Annotated in this window: 10 protein-coding genes; 8 read left to right on the plus strand and 2 right to left on the minus strand. The window is 74.6% G+C overall.

What is annotated here, in order from left to right:
- Positions 1-7 precede the first annotated feature (7 nt).
- Positions 8-484: a winged helix-turn-helix transcriptional regulator gene (locus OC439_RS04885; RefSeq protein WP_262012389.1), complete on the plus strand. Its 477-nt coding sequence runs from the start codon at positions 8-10 to the stop codon at positions 482-484.
- 201 nt (positions 485-685) lie between these two features.
- Positions 686-1,735 carry a S1 family peptidase gene (locus OC439_RS04890; RefSeq protein WP_262012390.1) on the plus strand — a complete coding sequence of 350 codons (1,050 nt, stop codon included), beginning with the start codon at positions 686-688 and terminating at the stop codon, positions 1,733-1,735.
- A gap of 58 nt (positions 1,736-1,793) precedes the next feature.
- Here OC439_RS04890 and OC439_RS04895 read toward each other — a convergent pair whose 3' ends face one another.
- Complete coding sequence (locus OC439_RS04895; protein ID WP_262012391.1) at positions 1,794-2,492, minus strand: DUF998 domain-containing protein; 699 nt, start codon at positions 2,490-2,492, stop codon at positions 1,794-1,796.
- 150 nt (positions 2,493-2,642) lie between these two features.
- Here OC439_RS04895 and aspS point away from each other — a divergent pair, with 150 nt between their 5' ends.
- From aspS to OC439_RS04915, 4 genes are all read left to right on the plus strand, one after another.
- A complete protein-coding gene (aspS, locus tag OC439_RS04900; RefSeq protein WP_262012421.1) occupies positions 2,643-4,448 on the plus strand; it encodes an aspartate--tRNA ligase in 1,806 nt (601 codons plus the stop codon).
- Positions 4,449-4,512: 64 nt separating this feature from the next.
- Positions 4,513-5,322 carry an SDR family oxidoreductase gene (locus OC439_RS04905; RefSeq protein WP_262012392.1) on the plus strand — a complete coding sequence of 270 codons (810 nt, stop codon included), beginning with the start codon at positions 4,513-4,515 and terminating at the stop codon, positions 5,320-5,322.
- A 61-nt stretch (positions 5,323-5,383) separates the two neighbouring features.
- Complete coding sequence (locus OC439_RS04910; protein ID WP_262012393.1) at positions 5,384-5,995, plus strand: ArsR/SmtB family transcription factor; 612 nt, start codon at positions 5,384-5,386, stop codon at positions 5,993-5,995.
- Positions 5,992-7,341, plus strand: a complete 1,350-nt coding sequence (locus OC439_RS04915) for an MFS transporter (protein WP_262012394.1) — start codon at positions 5,992-5,994, stop codon at positions 7,339-7,341. The genes OC439_RS04910 and OC439_RS04915 overlap by 4 nt, the downstream gene beginning before the upstream one ends.
- Positions 7,342-7,428: 87 nt before the next feature.
- On the opposite strand, the gene OC439_RS04920 is transcribed toward OC439_RS04915, so the two are convergent.
- Positions 7,429-8,169 carry a GNAT family N-acetyltransferase gene (locus OC439_RS04920; RefSeq protein ID WP_262012395.1) on the minus strand — a complete coding sequence of 247 codons (741 nt, stop codon included), beginning with the start codon at positions 8,167-8,169 and terminating at the stop codon, positions 7,429-7,431.
- A gap of 132 nt (positions 8,170-8,301) precedes the next feature.
- On the opposite strand from OC439_RS04920, the gene OC439_RS04925 reads away from it, so the two are divergent.
- Positions 8,302-8,514: a hypothetical protein gene (locus tag OC439_RS04925; protein WP_018785054.1), complete on the plus strand. Its 213-nt coding sequence runs from the start codon at positions 8,302-8,304 to the stop codon at positions 8,512-8,514.
- A gap of 75 nt (positions 8,515-8,589) precedes the next feature.
- Positions 8,590-10,080, plus strand: a complete 1,491-nt coding sequence (locus OC439_RS04930; protein WP_262012396.1) for a replication-associated recombination protein A — start codon at positions 8,590-8,592, stop codon at positions 10,078-10,080.
- Positions 10,081-10,826 lie beyond the last annotated feature (746 nt).

Genomic DNA, 10,826 nt, shown 5'->3' on the forward strand with positions numbered 1-10,826 from the left:
TGTCGGCATGAGACCCGCGGCACTGGACTGGTCGGTGGAGAACTGCACCATCGCGCGCGCCATGGAGATCCTCGGCGAGCGGTGGACCCTCGTCGTGCTCCGTGAGGTCTTCAACGGCGTACGCCGGTTCGACGACATGCGGGTGCGCACCGGCATCCCGCGTCAGGTGCTCACGAACCGGCTCGCCATGCTCGTCGAGCGTGGTGTGCTGCGCCGGGAGCCGTACCGGGAGCCGGGCAGCCGGCCGCGCCACGAGTACCGGCTCACCGAGATGGGCCTGGACCTGTGGCCCGTGCTCGTCGCGGTGCTCGGCTGGGGTGATCGCTACCTGGCCGACCCGGAGGGCTCGCCGCTGAGCGTCGCGCACCGCGACTGCGGCGCCGAGGTCCGGGTCGCGTTGCGCTGCGCCGAGGGGCACGAGATCACCGAGGCGCGCGACGTGCTGCCCCGTCCGGGTCCGGGGGCCCGCCGCCGCAACCCCTGACCGACTCTGACAGATGGTGTCGATGTTGTTGCTTCGGCGTTACATCGGGCGCCGGTGCGAATCCGGGCAAAGCCATGTCTTGTTTACGATCTTAAATGTGTGAATACTTTGGTCACCCGGACGGTTTCCCCAGGTCGCCCGGGTTGTCCTCGGGCGCGCCCCCATGACAGCGCCCGTTCACCCCCATTCGGAGGTTGTTACATGCGACCCACGAGGTCCACGCTCCGCCGCGCCGCCGCAGTAGCCGTCGCCGGCACCCTGGTCACCGGCTCGCTGCTCGGCGCACCCGCGCAGGCCGCCCCCACGGCCCTCTCGCCGGACGCCGCCGCCACCCTCGTCGAGAAGCTCGGCGACCGCGCGGCCGGCACGTACGCCGACGCCAGCGGCAAGATGGTCGTCACGGTGACCGACACCGCCACCGCCCGCCAGGTGCGCAACGCCGGTGCCATCCCGAAGATCGTGGCGCGCGGCGCGGACAAGCTCAACGCCGCCACCAGCGAGCTGGAGCGCTCCGCGAAGATCCCCGGCACCGCCTGGTGGACCGACCCGGCCACGAACCAGGTCGTCGTCTCCGTCGACAGCACCGTCACCGGCGCCAAGCTGGAGCGGGTCAAGGCCGCCGCCGCCCGCCACAACGGCGCGATCCGCATCGAGGCCGAGGCCGGCACGCTGAGCACCCGGATCTCCGGCGGCCAGGCGATCTACGCCGGCGGCGGTGGCCGTTGCTCGCTCGGGTTCAACGTCCGCAGCGGCTCGACCTACTACTTCCTCACCGCGGGTCACTGCACCAACATCTCGTCGAGCTGGTACAGCAACTCCGCGCAGACCAGCCTGCTCGGCACCCGGACCGGCACCAGCTTCCCGGGCAACGACTACGGCATCGTCCGGCACAACAACTCGGCCAACGCGGCCGGCAACGTGTCGCTCTACAACGGCAGCTTCCAGGACATCACCTCGGCCGGCAACGCGTACGTCGGCCAGTCCGTCCGCCGTTCCGGCAGCACCACCGGCCTGCGCAGCGGCAGCGTCAGCGCCCTGAACGCGACCGTGAACTACGCCGAGGGCAGCGTCTCCGGCCTCATCCGCACCAACGTCTGCGCCGAGCCGGGCGACAGCGGCGGCTCGCTGTTCGCCGGCACCGTCGCGCTCGGCCTCACCTCCGGTGGCAGCGGCAACTGCCGCACCGGTGGCACCACCTACTTCCAGCCGGTCACCGAGGCCCTCAGCCGCTACGGCGTGAGCGTCTTCTGATCCGCGCACCGCAGTGAACGGGCCGCCGGGCGACCGGCGGCCCGTTCCGCGTACCGGCTCAGGCGCCCGCTCCGAGGCGGCCCGGACCGACCGGCGGGCCGTCCGGGCGCGGCGGCTCGGTCGGCCGGGCCGTCCAGTGCCGGTGGGCCCGCCGCGCGGACAGCACCGCCGCCAGCGGCCAGAGCGTCACCGCGAGCGCCGCCACCCGTTCGGCCAGCCCGGTCCGGGAGCCGCCGGTCACCTCGGCCACCGACCAGCCGAACAACGCCAGCAGCACCGCCGTGACGGCCAGCGCCACCGGCCGGCGGAACGCCCACGGCGGCCGGCCCGCCGGGGAGGCGGCCACCTCGCGCGGCACCCTGCGGGGCAAACGCAGCGCCGTCCCGGCCGGCCAGAGCGCCAGCGCGAGCACCGCCATCGTGGCCACCACGCCGTGCGCCGGGGAGCCACCCACCTGCGGCCGGGGGAACACGATGAGCGCGACGGTGGACACCCCGCCGACCGCCAGCAGGAAACGGCTGGGCAGCCCGGCGGCGTGCAGCGCGGCGGCGGTGGCGCAGTAGCAGCAGCCGAGCAGCACCAGCGCGCCGCCCATCAGCCACGGATCGGTGGCACCCTCACCGGCCAGCTCGCTGATCGTGTCCCGCACCGGGTCGTACCCCGGCCCCTGGCGGGCACCCGCCACCGTCCAACCCACCACCAGCAGCGCGGGCGCGGCGGCCGCGGTGGCGACGGCCCAGCTCGGTACGGCACGCACCCGGCCACGGTAGACCGCCGGACCCGCCCCGCACGGCGCTTTCCGCCACGGCCGAGGCGGACCGGCTCGACGGGTGCCCGGGAGCGGGCCCGCCCGCCCTGACAGAATGCGGGGGAGCAGTGAGTGGACCAGATTGAGGAGACGCCAGCCGTGATCCGTACCCACAATGCCGGAAGCCTGCGCGCCGCGGACGCCGGCTCGACGGTGACGCTCGCCGGGTGGGTGGCCCGCCGGCGCGACCACGGCGGTGTCATCTTCGTCGACCTGCGCGACGCCTCCGGCGTCGTGCAGGTGGTCTTCCGCGAGGAGGACGCGCACGCGCTGCGCAACGAGTTCTGCGTCAAGGTCACCGGCGAGGTGACCCGCCGCCCGGAGGGCAACGAGAACCCGGACCTGCCCACCGGTGAGGTCGAGGTGACCGCGTCCGAGCTGGAGGTGCTCTCCGAGGCCGCGCCGCTGCCGCTTCCGGTGGACGACCAGATCGAGGCCGGCGACGACATCCGGCTCAAGTACCGCTACCTGGACCTGCGCCGGGGCGGCCCGGCCAAGGCCATGCGGCTGCGCTCGCGGGCCAACCAGATCGCCCGCGGCGTGCTGCACGAGCGGGACTTCCTGGAGATCGAGACGCCGACGCTGACCCGCTCCACCCCGGAGGGCGCCCGCGACTTCCTGGTGCCGGTGCGGCTGCAGCCGGGCAGCTGGTACGCGCTGCCGCAGTCGCCGCAGCTGTTCAAGCAGCTGCTGATGGTCGGCGGCATGGAGCGGTACTACCAGATCGCCCGCTGCTACCGCGACGAGGACTTCCGCGCCGACCGGCAGCCGGAGTTCACCCAGCTCGACATCGAGATGTCGTTCGTCACCGAGGACGACGTGATCGACCTCGGCGAGGCGATCGTCTCGGCGCTGTGGAAGGACCTCGCCGGCTACGAGATCGCCCGGCCGATCCCGCGCATCACCTGGCGCGACGCCATGTCCCGCTACGGCTCGGACAAGCCGGACCTGCGCTACGGCGTGGAGCTGACCGAGCTGACCGACTACCTGCGCGGCACCGAGTTCCGGGTGTTCGCCGGCGCGATCGACGCGGGCGGCTACGTGGGCGCGGTGGTCATGCCCGGCGGCGCCTCGCAGACCCGCAAGGAACTGGACGGCTGGCAGGACTGGGCCAAGGCGCGCGGCGCGCGCGGCCTGGCATACGTGGTGCTGGACGCCGAGACCGGCGAGGCGCGCGGCCCGGTGGCGAAGAACCTGTCCGAGGCGCACCTGACCGGCCTGGCCGACGCGGTCGGCGCGAAGCCCGGCGACGCGGTCTTCTTCGCCGCGAGCACGAACACCCGCGAGGCGCAGGAGCTGCTCGGCGCGGCCCGGATCGAGATCGCCAAGCGGTCGAACCTGGTCGACGAGAGCGCCTGGGCGTTCTGCTGGGTGGTCGACGCGCCGATGTTCGAGCGCACGGACGAAGGTGGCTGGACCGCCGTGCACCACCCGTTCACCTCGCCGAACGCCGAGTGGGTGGACCGGTTCGAGGAGGCACCGGACCGGGCGCTCGCCTACGCGTACGACATCGTCTGCAACGGCAACGAGATCGGCGGCGGCTCGATCCGTATCCACCGCGGCGACGTGCAGCAGCGGGTGTTCGACCTGCTCGGCATCACCGCCGACGAGGCGCAGGACAAGTTCGGCTTCCTGCTGGAGGCCTTCAAGTACGGCGCCCCGCCGCACGGCGGCATCGCGTTCGGCTGGGACCGGGTCTGCATGCTGCTGGCCGGCGCGGACTCGATCCGCGAGGTCATCGCGTTCCCGAAGACCCGGGGCGGCTTCGACCCACTGACCGGCGCGCCAACCCCGATCACCGGGCAGCAGCGCGCCGAGGCCGGCATCGACGCCAAGCCGAAGGCGCCGACCGGCCCGCACGCCGGCACCGCCGGTCCGGCCGCACCGGTGGCCGACCCGACCTGATCCTCGCCTCGTCGAAGGGCCCGCGTCATGATGACGCGGGCCTTTTCGATCTTCAGGGGGACTGATGCATCTGCTCGTGGTGGGAGCCAGCGGCTTCCTCGGCGCCGAGGTGTGCCGGCAGGCGGTCGCCGCCGGGCACCGGGTGGCCGGCACGTACCACTCCACCGCCGTCGCGGTGCCGGGCGTCGCGCCGCACCGGCTCGACGTGACCGACCGCGCCGCCGTGCGTGAGCTGCTGATCCGGGTACGCCCCGACGCGGTCGTCGCCACCCCCTACCGGTACGACGACTGGGCGGTCACGGCGGACGGGGCGGCCCACATCGCGGTCGCCGCCGCCGAGGTGGGTGCCCGGCTGGTGCACCTGTCCAGCGACGCGCTGCACGCCGGGCGTCCGAAGCCGTACGCGGACGAGGACGTGCCCACGCCGCTGCACCCGTACGGGGCGGCGAAGGCGGCGGCGGAGACGGCGGTGCGGGCGGTGGACCTGGGCGCCGTGCTGGTGCGGACGTCGCTGATCGTGGGGGAGGGCAGCAAGCAGATCCAGCTCTGCCGGGACGCGCTGGCCGGCCGGGCCACGCTGTTCACCGATGAGCTGCGCTGCCCGGTGCACGTCGCCGACCTCGCCGCCGCGGTGCTGGAGCTGGTGCCGGGCGACTATGCCGGGCTGCTCAACCTGGCCGGGCCGGACGCGGTGAGCCGCGCCGAGCTGGGGCTGCTGGTGGCCCGGCACGACGGGGTGGACGCGGGCGGGCTGCGGACGACCACGATCGCCGCCGCCGGGCTGCACCGCCCGGGCGAGGTGGTGCTGGACTCCACCCGCGCCGCGGGGCTGCTGCGGACCCGGCTGCGCGGGATCACCGAGCTGTACGGCTAGTTGCACAGAATCTTTGCAAGCATCTTGTGCATGGAAAGTGTGCACAGATATTGTGCATCTCATGGAGGAGAAGAAGGAGCGCACTGTACGCATCGACCACCGGCAGGTCCGCGCGCTGGCCCAGCCGCTGCGCATGCGGCTGATCGGGGCGCTGCGCGTGGGCGGCCCGGCCACCGCCACCGCCCTCGCCGAGCTGCTCGGCACCAACAGCGGCGCGACCAGCTACCACCTGCGGCAGCTCGCCGAGGTCGGTCTCGTGGTCGAGGACCCCGACCTCGGCACCGGGCGGCAGCGCTACTGGCGGGCCGCGCACGACGTCACCAACTGGGAATCAAGCGACTTCGACGACGACCCGGACGCGCGCGCCGCGATCGAGTGGATCGAGGCGGACTACGTCCGCTTCTTCGCCCACCACGCCGACCGCTGGTTCGCCCAGCGGCACCAGTGGGCGCCCGCCTGGCGCGACGCGTTCGGCATGGGTGACTTCTTCATGCGCATCCCGGTCGACCGCCTGGAGGCGATCAAGGAGGAGGTCTTCGCGGTCTTCGAGCGGCACCGCGACGAGACCGACCCCGACGATCCCGACGCCGAGATGGTGCAGCTCTACCTCGCCGCCTTCCCGCTGGCACCGGTCGTGCCGCTGGCTCCCGACCCCACCGAGGAGAAGCCGTGACCGCGCTGTCCGTACGCCAGATCCGGATCCGCTACCTCACGCTGTACGGCCTGCGCTGGCTACCCAGCGGCCTGCTCATGCCGGTGATGATCCTGCTGATGCAGGAACGCGGGCTCACGCTGTCCCAGATCGGCCTGGTCGCCACCGCGCAGGGCCTCGTCGTGCTGGCGCTGGAACTGCCCACCGGCGGCTTCGCCGACGCGCTCGGCCGCAAACCGGTGCTGGTCGTCGCCTGGGTGCTCGGCCTGGGCTCGCTGGCACTGATGGCGGTGGCCGACTCGTTCTGGATGTTCTTCCTGGTCTGGGCGCTGCAGGGCGTCTACCGGGCGCTCGACAGCGGCCCGATGGAATCCTGGTACGTCGACGCCACGCTCGCCGTCGACCCGAAGGCCGAGTACGAGCGCGGCCTCGGCTGGGCCGGCACCGTGATCGGTGTCGCGATCGGTGCGGGCGCGCTGATCAGCGGCGGCCTGGTCGCGCTCGGCCCGGTCGGCCCGGTCAGCGCACTGGCCCTGCCGGTGATCGTCGCCGCCGTGCTCCAGGCCGTCTCCATCGTGGCGCTGCTCGCGCTGATGGCGGAGCGGCGGCCGGCATCCGGCCCGGCCGCGCTGCGCGCCTCGGTGGTCGACGCGCCCCGCATGGTCGGGCAGGCCGTCGGGCTGCTGCGCCGCAACCGGGTGCTGGCGGCCCTGGTCGCCGTCGAGCTGTTCTGGGGCTTCGGCATGGTCACCTTCGAGTCGCTGCTCCCGGTACGCCTCGCCGAGGTGCTCGACGACCCGGCCCGCGCCGCGGCGCTGCTCGGCCCCGCCGGTACGGCGGCCTGGCTCGCGAACGCCGCCGGCGCCGCGCTCACCCCGTTCCTGCTGCGCCGCCTCGGTGCCGCCCCGGCCGCCGCGCTGATGCGGATCCTCCAGGGCGTGACTGTGGTCGGCATGGGCCTGCTGGCCGGCCCGGTCGGCATCCTCATCGCGTACCTCGCCTGCTACGCCGTGCACGGCGCGTCGAACCCGCTGCACATGGGACTGCTGCACCGGCAGGTCGACGGCCCGTACCGGACCAGCGTGCTCTCGCTGAACTCGATGGCCGCCCAGCCGGCCGGCGCGCTCGGCGCGGTCGCGCTCACCGCGCTGGCCGACGCCACGAGCGTCAGCCTCGCCATGATCGTCGGCGGGGTGGTGCTCGCCGTGGCCGCGCCGCTCTACCTGCCGGCCTGGCGCGCCGCCCGCCGCGCCCCGCAGGACGTCACCGTGGAACCGGAGGGAGCGGTAGGCGGCCCCGGCCACGCCGGCCCGCCCCTCGACCCCGCCCCCGCGGTGGCCGCGCCCGCTCCCGCCGGCCGCGACTGAGCCGACCGGCCGGGTGGAACGTCATGGGTGTCTCGGACGTCGTTTGACACCCATGGCGTTCCACCCACGCGGTCGGGGCGCCGCGTGTCAGGCGAGCTTGACGGAGGTGCGGCGTTCGGCGGCGGTGAAGCCGAGCCGGCGGTACAGCCGGATCGCGCCCACGTTGTCCGGGTAGACACCCAGCGCCACGGCGTCGTACCTGCCGAACAGGGCGCACGTCATCCCGGCGGTCAGCGCCGCGCCCAGCCCACGCCCGCGATGCCCCGGTGCGACTGTCAACCCGGCCAGGAAGCCGATGTCGCCGCGGCTGCGATCGGCTCCGCAGGCGAGCAGGCGGTCACCGTCGCGGATGCCGTACCAGTCGACGATGCCCGGCTCGCCCGGCCGCGAGGTGGTGGCCGGGAACGCCTCCTCGATCAGCGCGGCCAGCGCGGGGTGGTCGGCGGCGGTGAGGCGTACCACCCGCTCCTGCTCCGGCTGGTGCGGCGGCGGCGCGGTGGTCCAGAGGAAGTCCCACTCGATCAGCCGGGCCACCGGCAGCCGCGCGGCCACCTCGTCCGGATCGGCGTGCGACACGTTGATCGAGTGACCGGCTCGCAGCGTCCCGTCCGCCCGGTGGGCGGCGAAGACGTCGAGCGCCGGGCCGGGTTCGCCGACCGCGCCGCCGGCCGACCACTCGCCCGGCGGGAGCAGCCATCCGACCGCGCCGCCGTGCCGCCATCCGCGCGCGGCCTGGTCGCGCCGCAGCGCGTGCCGGGCGTACGGGTGGCCGCCGGTCGCGTCGAGCAGCGCGTCCCGCCCGGTCAGCGCCTCGTCGACAGTGATCATTCCGCCAGCGTACGAGCATCCCCGCTGGTACCGAGGGCCGAGGCACCACCTGTTCCACGGTGGAGATTGACGAACAGACCGATTGGGTACATCCGTCGCCGACCTGCTGGGAACCCCCACCGGAGGAACGACATGCTCGCCATTCTCGCGGCCATCGTGTTCGGTTTCGCGCTGCTGCTCGACTTCATGAACACCGACCTCGGCGCCCCCGATCTGTTCAGCACCTCGACCCTCATGCTCATCGGCTTCCTGCTGCTCTCGCTCTACCTGGCCGGGGTCGGCTCCGGCCCCCGCGGCGGCGGTGGCGGCCGGTGGTACCGGGGCCGGCGGCCGGGTCGCGGCTGACCGGAAAAGACCACCCCGGGCCGGGGCGGCGGCGCGATTCCGGCGTCGTCGGCCCGGCCCGGTACTGTCTTCGTGATGGAATCGGACGCCCTCTTCAGCCTCGGCGAGCCGGCCGGCGCACCCGCGGGCGCGGGCGGCGCCGACGGCTTCACCGACGCCCGGGCGGACTCGCCCCTGCCGGTGCGGATGCGGCCGGCCGGCATCGACGAGCTGGTCGGGCAGGAACACCTGCTCGCGCCGGGAGCGCCGCTGCGTCAGCTCGTCGAGGGCGCGGCGCCGATGTCGGTGATCCTCTGGGGTCCGCCGGGCAGCGGCAAGACCACCATCGCCCACCTCGTGGCCCGGGCCACCGACCGTCGGTTCGTGGCGATGTCCGCGCTGACCGCGGGCGTGAAGGACGTCCGCGCCGTGATCGACACCGCCCGCCGGCAACGCCGGTCCGGCGGCCCGCCGACGGTGCTGTTCATCGACGAGGTGCACCGGTTCAGCAAGACCCAGCAGGACTCGCTTCTCGCCGCGGTCGAGGACCGTACGGTCACGCTGCTGGCGGCGACCACGGAGAACCCGTACTTCTCGGTCATCTCGCCCTTGCTGTCGCGCTGCGTGCTGCTCACCCTCCAGGCCCTCGACGACGACGACGTCCGCGGCCTGCTGCGCCGCGCGGTCGCCGACGAGCGCGGACTCGGCGGCGCGCTGGTCCTGGCCGAGGAGGCGGAGGACCACCTGGTCCGGCTCGCCGGAGGCGACGTGCGCAAGGCGCTCACCGCGCTGGAGGCGGCCGCGGCCACCGCGACCGCGCTCGGCACCGGCCGGATCGACCTCGCAGTGGCCGAACAGGCGGTCGACGTGGCGGCGGTGCGATACGACCGCGACGGCGACGCCCACTACGACGTGACGAGCGCGTTCATCAAGAGCATGCGCGGCTCGGACGTGGACGCGTCACTGCACTGGCTGGCCCGGATGCTGGTGGCCGGTGAGGACGCCCGGTTCATCGCCCGCCGGTTGGTGATCTTCGCCAGTGAGGACGTCGGCATGGCCGATCCCACCGCGCTGACAGTGGCCACCGCGGCCGCCCACGCGGTCGAGTACGTGGGCCTGCCCGAGGCGCAGCTCAACCTGGCCCAGGCGGTCATCCACCTGGCCACCGCGCCGAAGTCGAACTCGGCCACCACAGCGATCGGCGCCGCCGTCGCCGACGTACGCGCGGGTCGGGGCGGTCCGGTGCCGCGCGGGCTGCGCGACGCCCACTACTCCGGCGCGCGGGGCCTCGGTCACGGCCGCGGCTACCGCTACCCGCACGACGACCACCGGGGGGTGGTCACCCAGCAGTACGCTCCGGACGACCTCGTCGGCACCGACTACTACCAGCCCAGCGGGCACGGCGCGGAGCGGGCGGTGGCCACCCGGCTGCCGCTGCTGCGCCGGATCGTACGCGGGCTGCCGGCTCCGGCGACCCGGGCGGAGGCCGGCGCCCCGGCCGCCGCGAACGGGGCCCGGGTGGGGGGCGGCGAGCAGGCCAGCGGGGCGAGTGAGGGCGGCAGCGACGCCGCCGAGGGGGGTCAGTAGTGATGGCGCGTGGTCCGGAGCGGCCGGCGGACGGCCCCGACGAGCGGCGCGACCCGCGGGGCAAGGGCCGCCGGTGGGGACGCGGCCGGGCCGAGCCCGAGCTGGACCCGACTGTCGTCGGCGAGGAACTCGGCTGGATCGACGACCTGCGCACCGCCAAGCACCAGGGCGGTGAACTCGGGCCGGACGGTGACGTCCCGGCGCCGCACCCCGGCCCCGACCCGTCCTGGCCGGCCGCCGAGCCGCGCCATCCGGCCGCCGCTCCGGGTCCCGCCCTCGGCATGCCGCCCGCCGGCCGACCGGCTTCGCCGCCCTCGGCACCGGGCCCGCAGCCGCCCTCGGCCGGTCAACCGGTTGCGCCGCCGCCCGCAGGCCGGTCCGGTCCGCCGCCGGCAGGCCCGCAGGCGCCCGGCCGTCCCGTGCCGCCACCGGCAGGCGCGCCCCAGGCTCCCGGCCGTCCCGTTCCGCCATCGGCCGGCGCACCGCAGGCCCCAGGCCGTCCCGTGCCGCCACCGGCCGCCGCGCCCCAGGCTCCCGGCCGGCCTCATCCGAGCGGGCCCGCTCCGGGCGGCCGCACCGACCCGACGATGCCGCCCGTGACCGGCCGTTCCGGACCGGCCGCGCCCCCGGCCGCGGGCCGTACCGGCGGACCCGGTAACGACCTCCCTCCGGCCCCCGGCCGTCCGGGCGTGGACACCCCTCCTCCGCCGCGACGGTCCGGTGCGGACATCGCCGCACCGGCCGGC

Source organism: Micromonospora sp. Mcm103 (assembly GCF_024519755.1).
Classification (GTDB): Bacteria; Actinomycetota; Actinomycetes; order Mycobacteriales; family Micromonosporaceae; genus Micromonospora; species Micromonospora aurantiaca.

Coding starts and splice junctions, on each gene's coding strand:
- OC439_RS04885 (WP_262012389.1), top strand. CDS start 8: ATGAGACCCGCGGCACTGGACTGGTCGGTGGAGAACTGCACCATCGCG.
- OC439_RS04890 (WP_262012390.1), top strand. CDS start 686: ATGCGACCCACGAGGTCCACGCTCCGCCGCGCCGCCGCAGTAGCCGTC.
- OC439_RS04905 (WP_262012392.1), top strand. CDS start 4,513: ATGCATCTGCTCGTGGTGGGAGCCAGCGGCTTCCTCGGCGCCGAGGTG.
- OC439_RS04910 (WP_262012393.1), top strand. CDS start 5,384: ATGGAGGAGAAGAAGGAGCGCACTGTACGCATCGACCACCGGCAGGTC.
- OC439_RS04920 (WP_262012395.1), bottom strand. CDS start 8,169: ATGATCACTGTCGACGAGGCGCTGACCGGGCGGGACGCGCTGCTCGAC.
- OC439_RS04925 (WP_018785054.1), top strand. CDS start 8,302: ATGCTCGCCATTCTCGCGGCCATCGTGTTCGGTTTCGCGCTGCTGCTC.
- OC439_RS04930 (WP_262012396.1), top strand. CDS start 8,590: ATGGAATCGGACGCCCTCTTCAGCCTCGGCGAGCCGGCCGGCGCACCC.